This is a genomic window from Photobacterium sanctipauli, assembly GCF_003026495.1.
Taxonomy (GTDB): domain Bacteria; phylum Pseudomonadota; class Gammaproteobacteria; order Enterobacterales; family Vibrionaceae; genus Photobacterium; species Photobacterium sanctipauli.
Genome location: NZ_PYMA01000003.1, coordinates 215,883 through 233,535, shown reverse-complemented (window position 1 = coordinate 233,535; position 17,653 = coordinate 215,883). Strand labels below are relative to the sequence as shown.

The window sequence follows — 17,653 nt, the reverse complement described above, 5'->3', positions numbered from 1 at the left end:
TTTGTTTATCTAGTGAGTTGATTTAGTTCGCGAAAGCTTATGCTTCGCGTGCGTTTTCCAGTGACTCACCTTGTGCCTGCTTTTTTTCGAAGCGAGAGATCCACCACCAAGCGATTGCAGAGAATACCGCAGTCATGAAGACGTTGATGAAGAACGCGCGTACTAGGTCAACACCTGTTGGGAACGCAGAAGCTGTCATACTGACTACGAAGATAGCGATAAGCACAGATACAACGCCCATACCAAACTTGCGAGAGCCCATGCGGAAGTCACGAGGTGTATCGTCAAACTTCAGGCGGAACACGAAGTAAGCAACCATGATGAAGATAGGTGGTAGCATCGCTGTACCAGCCGTTAGGTTGATAGCTTGGTTCATCATGTCTTGTACAGACTCAGAGCCGAAGCCGTTAACCACTAGCATTACAACAACGAAGGCAAACTGCCACCATGCTGCACGAACCGGTACACCGTGCTCGTTCAGTTCAGTGGTTTTCTCGCCGTAAACGCCTTTTGGAATTTCTGAGAAGTGGATTTTAACTGGTGCTGCTGTCCACATCATCATTGAGCCAAACATCGCGATGAACAATACGATACCGACAAAGCGACCAACCAGTGCGGTTGAAACTTCGAAGTATTGAGCCATACCTGTGAAGATTTCTACCATACCGCCAGCATAGGTTAGGCTCTCGCGTGGCACGAATACGTTAACCAACAGTGACCCAACCGCGTACATCGCACCGATTAGGACACCCGCTGCGATGATCACTTTGATGAAAGCTTTCTGGCCGCCTTTTACGTCTTTTAGGTAAGCCGCTGCAGTTTCAGCACCGCCCGCTGCTTGGAAGATCCAACACATGATACCCAGTGTTGCCCAGTTAATGGTTGGGCTCATGGCTTCCATGGTGATTGGTTGCGCTGGTGTGTGGTCGCCGCCCAGTGCCATTAGTGCGCCAAGTACGTAAATAGCAAACAGGGCGAAAACACCGTAAGCAACAATCTCAGAGATTTTACCTAACCAAGTTGCGCCCTTGGTTGAAATATGGGTCGCCGCGGCAAACAGGACGATAGAAATCATCGACGTGACCATTGGCGAGAAGGTGTACTCGTAACCCAGCATCGCATAAGAAGCATAAGCGATAACGTTAGGCAGTAGCGATACGAACCAGAATAGGTTTACGAACCAATACAGGAACGAGCCCAGGTAGGCAGCCTTGGTACCCAGTGGCTGCTTTAGCCAGTCGTACATACCCGATTCTGAGTTTTTGTTAGCAGAAACGAATTCGGCAATGATGAATACAAAAGGGATGAAGTAGACGACCGTTGCTAGCAAAAAGATAGGTGCTGAGCTCAGACCCAGTTCGATGTTGTTGTTGACGATGTTGCGAACGTTGAAAACCGCTGCAAATGTCATCGATAGCAAGGCAAACTTGCCAATCGTGCCGCGAATAGATTCAGACATTGTGTCCTCCGAAGAATCACGTCGTTTTGTCTGCTCATGTAAGTGTGAGCGTAAATTAATGGAGTGGGTCAGATACTTTTGCCTGACCCGTATAGTTAATGGGTTTATTTATTCAGGAAGTAGCCATCTTCGATGGTGACTTTGAGTACCACTTTGCGTACCCGGTTATCACCGTGGAAGCGGTAAGCTTTGGTATTGTCAAAAATCGCCACTTGGCCCTCAGACAGTTCTCGCACTTCGCCATGGCCGGTTAGATATTCGCGGTCTGTTTCATCGCTGTAGTCTTCAACCTGAGTTAGCGCATCTTTGGTGGCAAACTCGACGGTCTCGCGGCCTTCAAGGTAGTAGTGCACATCGAAGTAACGGCGGTTGCCCTCAAAGGTTTCAGTGTTGCGCGCAGTGCCGTCTTGGATCATGTATACCAGCGAATCGCCAATCGAATACATCACGCTGTCTTTGATATTGCCGATGTTTTCGATGGCTTCGACACAGCGGTTCCACTTGCGGCCGTCACGATAAACGACTTTGAATTGGTCTAGGTTTTCTAAAACGATCATGGGTTATGCCTCGTTCTTCTTTGATTCGGTTGCAGTGAAAAAGCCGTTGTCGAACTCATGGTTGACTAATGCTTGCGCCGAGCAGTCACCAGCTTGGAACGGAACTAGGGTTAGGCCGAAGCGGAAGTTGTCCATGTAGACGCGGTATGAGTCCAGTACTTCGCTGCCCCAAGAGTTCGAGCCCAAGCCCATGACTTGATGGTCTAGGTTGAGGGTGATGTAACCGCTCTTTTCAAGCTCAATCGTGTGCTGTGCTTCATGCAGATTCTGGTTGGTGTAGAACCAAGCGCTGAAGTTAATGTCTTGTTGTGGTTTCACCGCCAAGCCGTTGCCGTGGCGGTTCGATAGTGCTGCCCAGCGAACATGCTGACGGTTGCCGTTGTTCTGTGGGAAAGGGTAGTTCTCGAACATGTCTGCCACTGTCGATTGGTAAACATCGATCATGTTGGCTTGCTTGCTGTCTTGGTAGTTTTCTTCAGGGCCTCGGCCGTAGTACTGCACTTGGTCGTAGTCGCCATTGATGCCCAAGTCCAAACCAATCACCGGAATGACATGTGGGTAATCGCCGTAACGTTCACCGCTCAGTTCAACATTGAGCTGGCCGTCTTTGCTGATTTGGTAGCGGTAAGTACAGCGTATACCGAAGTCGAATACAGGCGGTGCGATAATGCTGGTTACCGTGATCTCGACGGTGTCATTCGCTTGCTCTACGTTTAGGGTGCGGAAGTGCTCTTGCATGATTTGCAGGTGAGCCGGCTCCCACAGGCCATCGTGCTCTTGCTTGTGGTTGTCGATCATCGGCTTGAAGAAGTTCAGCTTAGGCTCTGATGCAATCAGCTCCTCACCGTTCACCAGCCAAGATGCGAGCTTGCCGTTCACCTTCGAGAAGCTAAGGGCGAAGTTATGGCCTTTAATCACGTAATCAAGGCGAGATTCGGTTACTGCCAGCGGTGTCGCGTTGCCGTTGCTGTAAGTCGCTAGCTCTGCCGTGTTTTCTTTTAGCAGGAATTGGTATACCGCGATGTCGTGGTTAGCGTCGCTGTATGGGGTGCGTGAGTCTTTGCGCACCGTGAAGTTAACGAAGACTTCGCGATCATCGAGTGCTGGTAGCGCCAGCTGCACCGTGCGGCTGCTGTTTTCAGCCAGTGCTTCAAGCTTGATTGGTTGCACCGACAAGGTTTCCCCTTCGGCACGGATCTCGGCGGTGATGGTGTAGTCATCCATGTTCGAGAACCATAGCTTGTTGTCGACAGCGAAAGTGCCGTCTTCGCGATTGAAGTCACGGATCTTCACAGGGGCAATTACTTGCTTGTACTCTTTCAGGCCCGGGCCCGGTGTTTGATCCGGGTAGATCAAGCCATCCATGCAGAAGTTGTAGTTGTTCGGGTAGTCGCCGTAATCGCCACCGTATTTGTAGAACTCGGTGCCGTTTTCATCACGGGCAAGAATGCCGTGGTCGCACCATTCCCAAACATAGTGACCTTGAATTGCATCATGACGATAGAATACGTTTTGGTACTCGGTTAAGCCGCCAGGCCCGTTACCCATCGCGTGTGCATATTCGCAGATGATGCGCGGCTTTTCGTGTGGGTACTCACCGAAGTGGTTCATCAATTGGGCACGCGAGTACATGGTTGAGATGACATCCACCACCTCTGCATCACGGTCTTCCTCGTAGTGAACAAGGCGGGTATCGTCGATGGCTTTTGCAGCGGTGTACATGCTGCGGATATTGCAGCCGTAGCCCGATTCATTCCCCAACGACCACATGATGATTGACGCGTGGTTCTTCTGCGCGTGGATATGGCGCTCGATACGCTCAACAAATACCGCTTCCCAAGCCGGATCATTGGTAATGCGGCTTAGGTTGCCCACATTGGCAAAACCGTGGGTTTCGACATCGGTTTCAGCCATTACGAAGAGGCCGTAGATGTCACACAACTCGTAGAAGCGCGGATCGTTAGGGTAGTGTGCGGTACGTACCGAGTTGATGTTGTGCTGTTTCATCAAGATCAGATCTTTCTCGACACGATCCATTCCAACAGCACGGCCTTTAAGGTGGTCGTTGTCGTGGCGGTTGACGCCATGAAGCATCACATACTTGTTGTTGATGTAAAACAGGCCGTCGCGCACTTTAATGTCACGGAAGCCAACGCGCTGTGGGATCACTTCAAGTACTTCACCGCAGGCGTCTTTCAGTGTGAGCAGCAGCTGGTAAAGGTAGGGGGTTTCGGCGTTCCATTGAGTTGGGTTGTTTACATCAATCGAGAACTGGGCTGCTGCCTGGTTGGCGACAGTTAGCGTATCAAGGCTACCTTGTGAAACAACGGTATTGTTGTCGTAAAGCGTGTACTCAAGGGTCGCTGCGGCCGTGCCGGAGGCTAAGTTTTCAAGTTCAACTTGGCAGGAAAGGGTTGCGCTTTGGTAAGCATCATCAAAGTCGGTGCGAATTGTCACATCCTGAACATGAAGCTGTTCTTTACCCACAAGGTAAACGTCGCGGAAGATACCGCCTGTCCACCACATGTCCTGATCTTCAATGTAGGTAGAGTCTGCCCACTGCATTACGCGCACTGACAGCAGGTTGTCGCCTTGTTTTACAAACGCCGAGATGTCGAATTCGGCGGTTAGGCGGCTGCCTTTGCTAAAGCCAACGTATTCACCGTTTACGTAAACTTCGAAGTAGGTTTCAACCCCATCAAACTTGATGATGGTTTGCTTATCATTCCAGCTCTCGCCTAGGAAGAAAGTGCGCTGGTAAGCACCGGTTGGGTTGTCGGTAGGAACGAAAGGTACATCGATTGGGAAAGGGAAGCCTTCATCTGTGTACTGGAGATCGCCGTGGCCTTCCATTTGCCACATGTTAGGGACGGTAATTGCCCCCCAATCTTTCATTTCTTGGTTGTAAAACGTTTCTGGCACTAATAGAGGGTTAGTGAAGTAGCTAAAGCGCCATTGCCCACTCAGGAGCTGAAAGCGGCTGCTCAGTTCGCGCTGGAATGTTTTAGCGCGCTTTTCGTTATCGTATGAGAAGAAGTAGGCGCGTGGCGCCATGCGGTTCTCATGTAAATGTAGGAAGTTTTCCCAGTTGTTCACGTTGCCTCCCGGTTCTATCACCGACGTCATCTTTATGTTCTTGGTGGTCAAAACACATTGACCACGCTATTGAGGCTAATTATTGGTAAAACTTTTACTAAATGATATTGGTGAGATTACTTAATTTTAACTGGATCACATTTTTCCACTGGGTAAAGACACTAGATGTGATCGAGGTAAAAATAACGTGGGAGTTAAATTTTACTGAGTTTTAGCTGCACTGTTGCATAGTTTACAGCTGATTTTAGTTTTATTAATGGGGGTGTTCGTTTAGAAACTCTGTTTCTGCTGTGACGGCAAAACGATAGGATCGTTAAAATTTGAGTTGGTAAAATTTTACCTGTGGGATAAAAAAGCACCGAACATTAGTTCAGTGCTTTAGCGGAAAATCGAATTATATGAGAATGTCTTAGTTGCTTAGGTCAAAGTCCATCCATACCATACGGTGGTCGGATGAAACACCTTTACTGTTACCTAGATCTTCATCATAGACAAGATGGTAGCCATCTTCGTGGCTGGCAGGCCAGAATACACCGGACTCTTTAACTTCGATGTTTACCGAAGGAATGACATAATCCAAACGTAGTCCGCTTGTACTGGTGATGAACTCAGGGTAAAGCGTATTAGCGTTTTCTTCATTACAAAGATCCAAATCAAAACACTCAGGGCCGCCAAGGCTCGTTGGTGTTTGATGGCCTACGGTACCGTTCATGTTCACATAAGAGTTGTTTAGTAGCTCGCTAATAGTACGACGATCACCGTCTCCTTGCTGTGAGTCGGCATTTAGGTCACCAGCAATAACAAACTTACTTCCCGATGCAAGGCCACCTTGTTTACCGTTGTCATCATAAAAGTAAGTTTCGGATGCGATGTAATCGTTCCAGAACTTTAGCTCTGCCCGGTTACGTTCGGTATTATGCTTGGCTGGGTTGTCAAAAATTGGAGGCGCTGGGTGAGACACTAAAAAGTGCACTACTTCATTACCGGTTGAAGTCGGTACAATTAATGGCAAGTCGATGTGGTTTTTAGATGATAGTGGGAACTGCTCCCAAGCTTCATCACTGTACCAATTGTCGCCACAATCTGTTCCCGTAGGCATCGGCAAAGGGTAATCAGGGTGGTTACAATCCACAACTTCAAGGTTCTTCTCGCCAGGCATGTCTTTCCACTTGAAGTTTTGGAAAGTACGCACGTTAGCTTCATCAATTTCAAACTGGGAGAAAACAGCGAATGCGTATTGGCCATGATAGCCGCCAAAGCCCCAAGCATCATCGCCTGTATCTGTGGCAGACCCATCGTTATTTAAATCGAATCCGCTTGGTTTACCTGTGTTCGTAGCAACATTCTTTTTATAACTAAAATGAATTGGCTCTTGAGCATTTTGAGCATGTGCTAAATAGTTTTCTTGAAAACCAGTTAGAGCGGCCATGTCATCGCCTTTACCATCGTTATTAAACTCAGCAAGTACGAATGCATTGGGGCGTACACGCTGGATGGTTTCAGCGACGTTTCGGATCTGAATGATCTTCTTAGCGGTCTCTTTCTCATCATCAGAAAGCGTTGGATCATCTTGTTCGTAACGCTCAATCAGAGTGGTTTGCGCATCACGTGACATTGTCATCTCATTGACAAGATCCGCATAGGTATTGCGATCAAAAGATAGGTTATAAGTCGCAAAGCGTGCTTCATCATATGTTGTGATCGAGTCATCACTATTGCAACCGGCAAGCACAGCCAAAGCCAATGAAGATGCAATTAGAGTTTTATTTAGTTTCATCTTTGTATATCCCAACTGAACAGGTGACGAAGGCTATAAAAATCTGACTTCTGTTTCTGTTGAATCATAGATTGTTGTGATGAATATCTAGTTTCTTGTTTCGCTTTGTATGGTTTATATACAATATTATGCTTGCAAACGATTAGGCAACCGATTGTTCAAGGTGGTTTGAAAAAGGATGACTCATTGATTTTGTGAATGCGTGTCTGCATAAATGGATTTTTGTGTATGTATTTTTATGCTTAATGTGACTAAAATCATCTTTTTGAAGTGTATTCAATAACTAAGCTATCCACTATGAGGTAGTAACCGCTGGGCTATACTTTATTCAGTATTAGGCCCCTTACATAGTCCAAAAAGTGAGCCTTGAATGAGCAGTAGTGTGTCCCCAATCGCTGATAAACGTCAGCTCAAAAAAGCTGAGCAGCACTTAAAGAAGCACTTTGATGAGGCGTATTATCTGATCTGGCGGATAGGTATTGAGACGGGTCTGCGGATTACCGATATTACAGAGCTTAGGTACGATGATATTGATATCGAGACCCGAAAAGTTAGGGTAATGGAAAACAAAGGCACACGTGCTCGTCAAGCAAAGGCAAGGCTTAATGTCTTAAACCAAGTCAAAGAGGAGTTGCTCGTTTATTTTCAGAATAATAAGCGGCAACTACTTGATGTTTATATGGCGCAGCCACAAGACATTATTTCCTTGATCCCGGCGGCTTGGAAGTCAAAGGTGGAAAAACGAATAGATGACGCAGTTGCGCAAGCTGCCCCCCGTTGGCGAGTTGCATATTTAACAAAAGATACTGTCAGGCAACTAGTCGCACGTAGTCAACGTTGGAAAGGCAAGGATAATGGTTTTGTCTTCAGCCGTTCAACGCTTGCGAGCAACCGAGCTCGAAATCAAAAAGGCGTTATTAGCCGCCAAGCGTGCTGGAAAGTTTTTTCTCAATTAACGGATGTGCTGGCAACCATACATAAACGGGTGAAAGTAGGTTGTCATAGTACGCGGAAAAGCTTTGCCCGCCATCTTTATTTTTCTTCTGGCAAGGACATTAGTTTATTAATGTCTGTCATTGGCCATCAGTCAGTAACAACGACACTTCGCTATATAGGTGTCAGTGATGACGAAGCAAGTAGTGCCCAGCTACAGCTTCATCGTTATTTACACTGACCTCCGAAGTTACCCCTCTGCATCTTAGATTTATTTACACGCTGCTTTGCTCGGCGGGTTTTTTGTACGCAAAGTAGAATAAATAACGAATTCAATGTGATTTTGTACGCAATTTTATGCTGTGAAAAAATAGCCTGAATTATACAGTTGGGTAATAACAATTTATTGCTCTGCCTTTTAAAAACAATTGTTTAGCATATTGGTGACTGTTGTAGGCTTCTGTCAACTTTAAAACCAGCCTGATTTTAAAGTATTGATAAATAAATACTTTAATATTTCTGCTTCTCTTCAATTCGTAAACAATTTTGACTATCTCTGGCTTTGAAGTCCTTAACATTAATAAGTAATTCAAATTCTTAGATGCTTAATTGACAGAAGCCTACTTCTGTTAATTAGAAATCAACATGGTTGATGTTGCTCTGTTGGATTCAACTTACGTAAACAACGCCAGAAGGCAGGGATGACACAAATGGAATTGTATAGTTATCAGGTAACACTTTTTCTTTGTGCTTAGGGGTAAGCAGCTAATGAGTTGCACTGGGAGAGAAATTCAGTCACCTCGCCACTGTTACGAATAATGTGGATTAAGCGACTGTTGGAAAAGCCACTATTCCAGCTTAATCGCCTGAAAAACATTATTCATTATGACGCTGAGAATTATTGTGGGCGCAAAAGCAACCACGTATTTAACCATAAGAAAGGTATTTCGAATATGAAAAAGCAACTTTTACCGTTGGCAATTATCGCTTCATTGGGCGCATTTTCAATGAATGTTCACGCTGAACCGGCTCAGGCTCTTCTTGAGTGGCAAGGTTTCGTTGGTGGAGTATTTAATACGGATGAAATCGCTCTGACCGGTCAGGGGGGTGGTGAAATTCAAGAAGGCGAGCTGAACATTCAGCCAGACGGCACTTTCATCACTGAGAAAGGTATTGTTGTTGAAGCACACGAATCTGTTGATGATGGCAGCGGTAACTTTGAAGCAGGCGATGCGCTATATAACGGTGATGTTGATTGGAGCCTTGCATTTACAGATATTAGCGTAGAAGCCTATGACGTTAACCAACTTGTTGTAACAATGAATGGTGCTGAAATTCAAAAAGACACTCCTGTGACAACTGCTGTAGGCAATCATATTGTAAACTTTGCTGTTAACTATCCTACAACAGCAGAAGTTTCTCCAGGTGACAGTGTGACTGTTTACGCGACTGTTTTAGCTGAGCCTGCAGCCGGTAGCCTGTAAGTTAGAATGTGATTTTATAGTATAAGGTAATAAAAGGCTGGCTGCACTCAGTCAGCCTTTTTATGCTACAGGGTTGTAGGGTAATGAATTATCGCGTGTTTGTTTTAATTGGTATATTGCTAGTTTCTTTCAATGCCAAGTCAATAAAAATTACCGAGCAGCTTCCACTGTCCACTTATATAAACAAAGCCGAGCTTTATCCTTACAAACTGACTTTAACGCCTAAACCGGCAAAGCTGTTATTGGAATTTAATGACGACACCTCTCGATTTGAGGATGCGTCATCACAGCTAATTATCAATACCGATATTCCTGAGTCGGAGTCTGAACTTGGGTTCCAATATAACTTACGTGTAGTGGAGAACCAATCGCTATGCCGATCTCTAATTCAAAGTACACTGGACGACGTGGTGGCTGAAGATGTAATGGAATTGGAGTTGGACGGACGTAAGTTTGATGAATCAAATCCTTCAATTGATAACCCGCTGGACAAGCTCGACGAAAAAAATAATTGGATGGGGGAAAATAGGCTGACTCTAAAAAGCCGTTATATCGATGGAAAAATAATGGAATGTAAAGGAAGCGTATATTTGGAGGCAGAGTTAGCATTATGAAAAAGTGGCCTCTCTATATTGTATTAATTGGCAGTTTTAATGTGGCAATTGGTGTTAATGCAAGTGTTCCTGAAGGTTTTGAAGATTTAGTTCAAGAGAAGCAGTTAGCTGCCACTCTTTTACTGAATGATGAAGCAAGATTAACGGCGCAAGTAAGCATGGGGGAAGTATCTGCTTCTATCGATGAGTCTGAAGTTGATTCGCTAAAATATTTTTTGCAACAACATTATGTTTCTGAAGAAACCGCTGAGTTAGTTGTTGAAGAGCTAGTGAACGGTGTTTCTAACTCTTTATTTTGTATTGGCAGTAGTGATGGCTGTCAGGTATCTGATGAAGGGCGCCAGTCTGTTCAGTATGTGATGGTTCCAGAGCAGGAAGCGATTCGAATATTAGTGCCACCGGAAATGATGGTCGTTAGAAAAACTGAGCGACGTTATATAAAAGAGATGCCAGGGGAGTCGGCATTATTAATGCACCATCGTTTAAGTGCAGGTGGTGGTTCTGGTAGTGATGCCTATGGCTTCTATGAAAACCGCGCCACGATGAGAGCATTAGGCGGCTATTTCAGAAGTGAAGTGAACATGACGACGAATGACGATAACCGAGAGTACGGTTATTTCGAAGTCGATGAACTGTCTTATAACTATTTGCATCGCTCTAATCGATTTAAGTTAGGGTTTGCTTCTGAGCATGTCGAGCGAATTTGGAACGGGACGACGATGTTGGCGGCGAGCGAAGAATATCGCGGGTTGTCAGTCGATTATGGCTCTACACGAGAGTTGGAATTTTCCAGTAGTAACCAGTCTCCACGCTTATATTTCTCTATCCCTTCTGCAGGGCGGCTTCGTGTAACCCGTGATGACGGTACTCCTGTGTTTGAGCGCAATGTCCGGGCTGGTCAGAATTATGTGTCTTATAGCGAGCTACCGAAGGGTATTAATACTTTCACCTTTACTGTCTTGGCCGGTGAGCGTGTGCTCTATCGTGAGGTGCATAAAATCTACAACAATAATAACGAAGTCTTGGCAACGGGTGAGTGGGATTACTTGTTTTCTATCGGACAGCTGTATGAACGGGATATCGTGCATAACCGTTTTATTGAAGACGACATGGAATATTACCGCTATGAAGCGTTTACCGAAGCAAGAGTCGCGACTCAACTGACGACTGATTGGTTGCTTGGGTTGGGGATGTTTAATACTTCTCAGGACTACTTTGCCAGAGCCGCCATTGAATATCGGCCAGAACAAGATATCCGCTTTAATGCACTGTACGGCCGCTTTGAAGATAACAGTGATTACTATCAGGCAGCACTGATGATTTACGGCTTTCGTGTGGACTGGAGTCGATTTGACGACAATTCTGAAAATCCGGTCGAGATGTCTTTAGCCAATTATTTTTATGGTTTTGGCACTAATGAGGAATGGACGGCAAGTTTTAACCAGCCTCTATTTGGTGGCTCGGCTTACGTCAATTATACCCGGTTTAAAAATGAAGGGGCTGAGTCTGTCTTTAACAATGAGGATCAAGAATTTATCCGCTATAGCACAGTGACAGCTGGATATGCATTTCGCACTTGGCTCGGCAGTTCAGTCGATTTGAGCATGACCTATTACGACAGTGAAGATGTCGATAACGTACAAGATGATGAGGTGACATTCGGTATCAATGTGTCTGTGCCGCTAGGGGTGGAAAGCTACCTGGGGTATTCCGTTGAATTTGGTGAGCGCTATGAACGACATCGTGCGTCGGTAGGCAGCAGTCACCGCTTTAACGATGCACTATCGGTTAATGGCGAGTTGGGGATGAATTATGACGATTATGATGGCCAAGACTCTAATACCCTAGGGGACTTATCGCTATCTGCCAACTACCACGATGACTATGTTCGAGGAAGCGCATTTGCCTATGCATCAACGGATGATTCTTATAGTGGTTCTGCCAATATGAGCAGCAGTACGTTATTCAATGGCAAAGACGTCGTGGTCACATCTGAAGAAGCCGACAGCTACCTCATTGTTCGCAATCGAGGGGATGTGGAAAACGTAGCGATTGATGACAGCGGCGCGAAGTTCCTGTCGGTTGCTGTCATGCGGCAGAACGGTGATAACGGTGGCCGTTTGATACTGAATGATGATGAAGTTGTTTCGCCGATTGATCTCTACCGTGAATACGAAATCGTGATTGATGAGGATGCCAGTGATTATCACAACGAAGGGCAATCACACCTAGCCGCGACCAGCTTTCCCGGTACGTTACTCGCGATGGATGTCGATATGCGTGAAATTAAATCCTACATTTCAATCTTTAACGATATAGAAGGAAACCCAGTTAATACGGTGGAATGTCGAGGAACCGGATGTGTTGATGTTGAAGAGTTGGTTGATGGGGTATTTAAGTTCCGTGTTAGTGCTGGGCTGCCATTTGAACTTCGTACCAGTGCTCAGCGCTGTCTTATTCCTCCGCCGTCTGAGTTTGATGGCAATAATCTCGGTTCAAACTTTTGCATGCCAGCCTTTGAGGAAAGTGAAGATGGCATGAAGTTAACCCGCGGGCAGAACGGTAATTTTTACTATTACATTGGCGAATTCAACGATGGAAGTTTGGTTGAGCGTTATGAATCCCAACTCGAAGATGAGCCACTTACCTTCATTCGGAAAACCGTGGGTTCAAGAACGTTTTTGTTTGTTGAAGCGCCGTTCGAACTAGATACCGCTAACGTCGGTGTGTTGAGCACGCTAGAGGCTTATGCCTTGGAAGAAACGTTGGAGCAACCCTTTTATGTATTCAGTCGAACGGAACAGGAGTAGAAATCACATGGCAATATTTAAGGTAGCTCTTGCGTTAGCAATGAGTTGGTTGGTGCTAGCAGGTACGGCAATGGCTGCGGGAATGAACTTTCAGCTTGATTCCATGTTGCTGACGGCTAATGACAAAGGGAATGGTGTGTTTACTGTGACCAGCTCTTCCAGAGAGACCATGTATTTGGAAGCCGAAGTGGTCAAGGTAATGGTGCGCAATGGCCAGATCGAGAAGGTACCGTTTTCTCGCGATAACTTTCCTATGTGGGACTTGGCGGTTAACCCCAGCAAGTTAGTAATGAGGCCAGGCGAAGCCAAGAGCGTTGCGGTGAAATACCTTTGCCAGCAAAATTGCGAACGTGATGAAGATCTCGTGTATCAGGTTCGTTTCAAACCGACGGCTGGGCCATCAGAAGAAGAAGGGCAGACGGTTGATATTCGCTTTGGCATGGCACCGTACTACATTATTCCGGCACAGGAGCAGCTGGTGGAATACGACTGGGATTATAACGAGATAGAGCAAACCGTTGCTGTTCGAAATACGGGTAATACCTTAATAAAAATAGAGGTAGATAACTGTAACCTTGGGTTTATGGAGCGAAAAGCAGAAGGAAGCTGTCGCGGTGTTTATCCGGTATTGGCTGGGCGACATAAGCTAATTACGCTGCCCGAAGGGCTTCAGGGTAGCAATGTTCAGGTAACGGTGGCGAATCATGACCAATCAATTGAAAGAGATTTTACGCTGTAAGGCGTTACTTATACCTGTTGGGGTAGTACTAGGTTTAGCAATATTTCAAGGTGCTGTACAGGCTGCGACACTGAGCGGACGCCTTATTGGTGGCGAATTAAGCTGGTTAAATGGCATGAAACAAGGTGATCACGTTACGTTGAGTAACTGGCAAGTTATGGGTAACCTTCAACCTACGTCTGAATGGGTGCCGGGTACATTTATTGGCACCCCTCCTAAAGAGTTAGAGATGACCAGTGATACAGGCGGCGATGTCACTGTGCCAATAAGTGTCATTGGGCTAGAGTATGGCCTTGGCCAGGCATCGGGCATTTTTACTCAACAAGGCCCTGCACACCCAAGCTATAACATATGTGACGATGTAAGCCGAACATCAGGGACAGCTCGCTTAATAGGGAGCAATTGTACTGCACCTTTCTCTTATCTATCAGAAGGGGAGCTGTATACACCATTTCAGTTTGCTAGGCCTATTTTATCGGTTGATGAGCAAGATCTAGTTAATGCCTTTAGAAGCAAGAAACAACCCAGTGGTGTATATGTGGGTACAGCAAGAGTAACGCCAGCTTATCTGTTTCGCTCACCAACAGGGAATTGGACTTATCGCAACGCAGTATCTGTGCCTGTAACTGTTCAAATCCGATATGAAGCCGCCAATTTGGAGAGTATAGAAGTATTAGGTAATGGCGTGATGCCTGCCGAGTATGATACGGCTAATCATCAAGTGTCTGGTTCAACAGAATTTATCGTCAAAGCTCAAGGCTACTTTACCGAAGGCTTGCAGATGACTTTTATGGATGATGGTGATGGAGAATTCGAACTTGATCATACGGACACAAGCTTAGATGCATCGATTCCTTATAGTATTACCTGTGATGACTGTGACGAAAATCGCATCATTTCCGAAGGCAAACTGTTGCTTACCGACGGTGAAACTTATGTACCTGGTGAAGGGAATTCCATTGAATTTGTGCTTCGGGCGCATTACAACAATATCGGTGCTGAGCAGGTGGAAACGGGTAATTATAGTGATGCGGTGATAGTGCTATTTGAGGAGAGGTTATAAATGAAAGGATATTTACATATATTTCAAGTGTTGGCCTTTTATTTAATTTATCAAATCTTACTCATTATTCTTTGGGTTCGGGGTAACTCGGTACATAACAACTAGCTTGGAATATACATTGATTAACTTTTAATTGAGTGGGAATAATAATTTCGTTTTTCTCACCAAAATATTGTTTGTTATTTTAGCCATTGAAGGCGAATAAAAATGAAAAAAATAAATATTATTGCCAGTGCGCTTTTGGCGCTACTGCTGTCAGCCTGTGGCGGGGATGATTCTTCGTCCAATAGCGGTGGTGATCCTCAGGATCTTGTGATGCCACCATTAGTACAAAATAATTTTTCTCAGTTGGTTTTAAGTGAGGAAGGCCGTACTATCTCTCTAAAAGAGGGAGTGACAGATCCCCAAGGGTTACCTGTCACCTTGGAATCAGTTCGATCGCTCTCTTCGGATTGCGCCGATCCTCATTTTAACAAGCAAGCCATGACCTTTGAGTTGGATAAGGGTGAGCCTGATATTTGTTATTACGAATATACGGTGCAAAACCACCCTGATACGGCGCAATACAGCAAAATATCACAGGCAAACAGCTATGTGTTGCTAAGCGAAACGAGCCTGGCTGGCACCTTGCCACCCATTTCGCAGATGGGATCAGAGGGCAACACATTAGTCATTGACCTAGTGAAAGAGCTTGGTGGGCAGTACCCTGCGGGCTATGTGCTGGAAAGCGATGTTGTTGTCTTGGGTAACGGATCAGCAGAAGCAAGTACCGAGACAACAATCAGTTATGATGCGACGACGCGGGGTGTCACCCGATTGCTGTATTCGCTGATGTCGCCCGATACAGCCGATGTACGCGCAGGCTTTATTGATGTTGCGGTATCTGGCGATGGCAACAATATGCCAGAGGCCGATAATTTCAATGGCCCAGAAGATCTCACTTCAGGTACAAGGATTGTTATCGATGTTGCTAAGCATATACGAGACCCGGATGGTGATCCGTTGCAGTTGACGGATGTCTATGCGTTCAATGCCGATGTTGGCTCGGTTGCACCGAACGATGTTACGAATACCCAATTCTACTTTGAGGCTGAGAAAGCGGGCGATTATGACGTTAGCTATTACGTGACTGATCACCGTGGTGGATGGGCTGTCGGTGTGGTGCACATTTCTATTGCAGGGCCGGGTAAGCCATGGGATGACATCATACTCAGTGATGGCGAGCATTATACCGCGCCTTGGGAAAAGGTGTCGGCTGATGCCTATGAAATCCCTTATCAGGGCACCGTCGAAGAGACGATAGAAGGTGAAAACTACACCGTTACCCTGTTTAACTATGATACGGCAGAGTCGTTGTGCCGTACTCGTGGCATGGAAATGCCGACGGTAGAGTTACTGCATAAGCTTTATCAAGAGCGTGGCGATGTGAATAACAGCGATGGTTGGCCAGTGGCCAAACGATATTGGAGCTCGTCTATTTCTACCACGCGAGAAAATATGGCCATTGACTTGTCGACGGGCCACCAGACGGTGGTAGTTAAAGAAGTTCCGCTGATAGCCACTTGCGTGTATCCCGGCGAATTGAGCTTGGAAGTCATTGTCGATAACGCTTATATCACCGAAGACATTAATTCTGAGGGCAATACCAAAAATGTCGTGGAAGCGACAGTGATGAAAGATGACCGGCCCGTAGCTAGCCGGTGGGTGTATTTATATAGCTCGGAAGAAAACCTACATCTGAATATGAACGGTCATATGACCGGTTCAGACGGGAAGATTTCGTTTGATGTGCGCAGTGATTTAGCGGGAACGTTTGAAGTGACCGCATCCTATTTCACCCAAAAGGCAACTGCACTGTTGACGTTTATTGAAGATGTTATCAAAAGTCTTGTGGTATCAGGCCCGGAGCTGGTTGCAATTGGAGAGACGATCCAGCTTAAGGCAACGGCTGAATACGGCAGTGATGATGAAAGTGATGTCACAGGCAGTTCAAACTGGTATTCCACAAATAATGAGATCGTAAATGTTGATCAAGGCAAGGTGGCCGGGCGGAACCTGGGTGATGTATCGATTATCGCTAACTATAACGGCGAAATATCGAATCAGCATAAAGTATCGGTAGTGGATAGTTGGGGAGAGTCTGGCCGACTTGAAGTGACGCCGTCAAACGTGAATATGGAGGTTGGCGAGAAGCAGCAGTTCAATGCGATTGTCTACACAAATGCTTTCCCTGAGGGGAAAAATGTTACATCCGACCCCGATACAACTTGGTCTTTAGATTCTGGATCCGCCAATGGCACCATTACACAAACTGGACAGTTTACATCGACTAAAAAGGGTTCGGTTATTGTAAGAGCGACTTATGAACTCGTTGATATTGGCCAACAAAGAAGCGATGTGGCAGTGGTTGAAGTGCTACCACCACCTAATAAACCAGTGAAGTTAGTCATTGATGGGGCTTCATCGTTGGTTGTTGGTCATGAAGAACAGTATAGAGCGGTTGTGTATTTCGAGAACGGTTCTACAGACGATGTCACTAATGATGTTGTGTGGCTATCGTCCAGTAATCAGATTCTGGCTATAGGTTCTAATGGGATCGCAAACCCCAAGGCAGCAGGAACAGCTGAAATTACCGCTACTTACCAAACGCTCTCTGACAGTATGAAAGTGGATGTTAGCGCTCTAAATGCTCAAGTGACATATAACCAAGTTTGGCGACAATATGAAGGCTCTGGCTCTTGGTGTAGAAACAGGCTATCGATGGTTAATATTGCACCGATAGAGTCCAGAGGTGGGTCATGCCTTGAGCAAGGAACCGGTAACCCGCATGCAGATATTCCCTTGCAAATTTACGGCGCTCAAGAAGGCGATATAAATATGTACATAACAGGTGTCAGTACTTACTATAGGCCAGTCTTATTGTCGAACAATCTTGAGATAGTGACGTACTCATCTGGGCGTACTGAATATATGGTTCAGTGTATAGCACCGGGGCCGGCTAAATTTAGTCAAGGGGGTAAGGAAGTGAATGTATATTGTGGTACGCCTTAATTATTAGTGGTGTTGCAGGGGCACAGTTGTTGTGCCCTTATTCTTTATAAAAATATCAAGCTTCCATTAT

Annotated in this window: 11 protein-coding genes; 7 read left to right on the top strand and 4 right to left on the bottom strand. The window is 45.7% G+C overall.

Features of this window, described 5'->3' with window-relative positions; genetic code table 11:
- Positions 1-37: 37 nt before the first annotated feature.
- The 4 genes from C9I98_RS07260 to C9I98_RS07245 all read right to left on the bottom strand — a co-directional run bounded on the left by C9I98_RS07260 (position 38) and on the right by C9I98_RS07245 (position 6,889).
- Complete coding sequence (locus C9I98_RS07260; RefSeq protein WP_036819172.1) at positions 38-1,459, bottom strand: amino acid permease; 1,422 nt, start codon at positions 1,457-1,459, stop codon at positions 38-40.
- A gap of 104 nt (positions 1,460-1,563) precedes the next feature.
- Positions 1,564-2,016, bottom strand: a complete 453-nt coding sequence (locus C9I98_RS07255; protein ID WP_036819174.1) for a beta-galactosidase subunit beta — start codon at positions 2,014-2,016, stop codon at positions 1,564-1,566.
- A gap of 3 nt (positions 2,017-2,019) precedes the next feature.
- Complete coding sequence (ebgA, locus tag C9I98_RS07250) at positions 2,020-5,112, bottom strand: beta-galactosidase subunit alpha (RefSeq protein WP_107271851.1); 3,093 nt, start codon at positions 5,110-5,112, stop codon at positions 2,020-2,022.
- A 409-nt stretch (positions 5,113-5,521) separates the two neighbouring features.
- On the bottom strand, positions 5,522-6,889 hold the full coding sequence (locus tag C9I98_RS07245) for an endonuclease/exonuclease/phosphatase family protein (RefSeq protein ID WP_036819886.1): 1,368 nt from the start codon (positions 6,887-6,889) through the stop codon (positions 5,522-5,524).
- Positions 6,890-7,259: 370 nt separating this feature from the next.
- Here C9I98_RS07245 and C9I98_RS07240 point away from each other — a divergent pair, with 370 nt between their 5' ends.
- From C9I98_RS07240 to C9I98_RS07210, 7 genes are all read left to right on the top strand, one after another.
- Positions 7,260-8,063 carry a tyrosine-type recombinase/integrase gene (locus tag C9I98_RS07240; protein ID WP_036819889.1) on the top strand — a complete coding sequence of 268 codons (804 nt, stop codon included), beginning with the start codon at positions 7,260-7,262 and terminating at the stop codon, positions 8,061-8,063.
- Positions 8,064-8,658: 595 nt separating this feature from the next.
- Complete coding sequence (locus C9I98_RS07235) at positions 8,659-9,306, top strand: hypothetical protein (RefSeq protein ID WP_146153860.1); 648 nt, start codon at positions 8,659-8,661, stop codon at positions 9,304-9,306.
- Between the two features lie 83 nt (positions 9,307-9,389).
- Positions 9,390-9,920: a hypothetical protein gene (locus C9I98_RS07230; protein WP_146153859.1), complete on the top strand. Its 531-nt coding sequence runs from the start codon at positions 9,390-9,392 to the stop codon at positions 9,918-9,920.
- Complete coding sequence (locus C9I98_RS07225) at positions 9,917-12,730, top strand: CS1-pili formation C-terminal domain-containing protein (protein ID WP_036817433.1); 2,814 nt, start codon at positions 9,917-9,919, stop codon at positions 12,728-12,730. The genes C9I98_RS07230 and C9I98_RS07225 overlap by 4 nt, the downstream gene beginning before the upstream one ends.
- Positions 12,731-12,737: 7 nt before the next feature.
- Entirely contained in the window at positions 12,738-13,469 is a 732-nt protein-coding gene (locus tag C9I98_RS07220) for a hypothetical protein (RefSeq protein WP_036817435.1), read from the top strand.
- Positions 13,435-14,532, top strand: a complete 1,098-nt coding sequence (locus C9I98_RS26495; protein ID WP_051901880.1) for a hypothetical protein — start codon at positions 13,435-13,437, stop codon at positions 14,530-14,532. The genes C9I98_RS07220 and C9I98_RS26495 overlap by 35 nt, the downstream gene beginning before the upstream one ends.
- Positions 14,533-14,739: 207 nt before the next feature.
- Positions 14,740-17,583 carry an adhesion domain-containing protein gene (locus C9I98_RS07210; protein ID WP_107271787.1) on the top strand — a complete coding sequence of 948 codons (2,844 nt, stop codon included), beginning with the start codon at positions 14,740-14,742 and terminating at the stop codon, positions 17,581-17,583.
- Positions 17,584-17,653 lie beyond the last annotated feature (70 nt).

Bases quoted from the DNA above. Each gene is read 5' to 3' on its own strand.
- C9I98_RS07260 (WP_036819172.1), bottom strand. From the start codon at position 1,459: ATGTCTGAATCTATTCGCGGCACGATTGGCAAGTTTGCCTTGCTATCG.
- C9I98_RS07255 (WP_036819174.1), bottom strand. From the start codon at position 2,016: ATGATCGTTTTAGAAAACCTAGACCAATTCAAAGTCGTTTATCGTGAC.
- C9I98_RS07245 (WP_036819886.1), bottom strand. From the start codon at position 6,889: ATGAAACTAAATAAAACTCTAATTGCATCTTCATTGGCTTTGGCTGTG.
- C9I98_RS07240 (WP_036819889.1), top strand. From the start codon at position 7,260: ATGAGCAGTAGTGTGTCCCCAATCGCTGATAAACGTCAGCTCAAAAAA.
- C9I98_RS07230 (WP_146153859.1), top strand. From the start codon at position 9,390: ATGAATTATCGCGTGTTTGTTTTAATTGGTATATTGCTAGTTTCTTTC.
- C9I98_RS07225 (WP_036817433.1), top strand. From the start codon at position 9,917: ATGAAAAAGTGGCCTCTCTATATTGTATTAATTGGCAGTTTTAATGTG.
- C9I98_RS07220 (WP_036817435.1), top strand. From the start codon at position 12,738: ATGGCAATATTTAAGGTAGCTCTTGCGTTAGCAATGAGTTGGTTGGTG.
- C9I98_RS26495 (WP_051901880.1), top strand. From the start codon at position 13,435: ATGACCAATCAATTGAAAGAGATTTTACGCTGTAAGGCGTTACTTATA.
- C9I98_RS07210 (WP_107271787.1), top strand. From the start codon at position 14,740: ATGAAAAAAATAAATATTATTGCCAGTGCGCTTTTGGCGCTACTGCTG.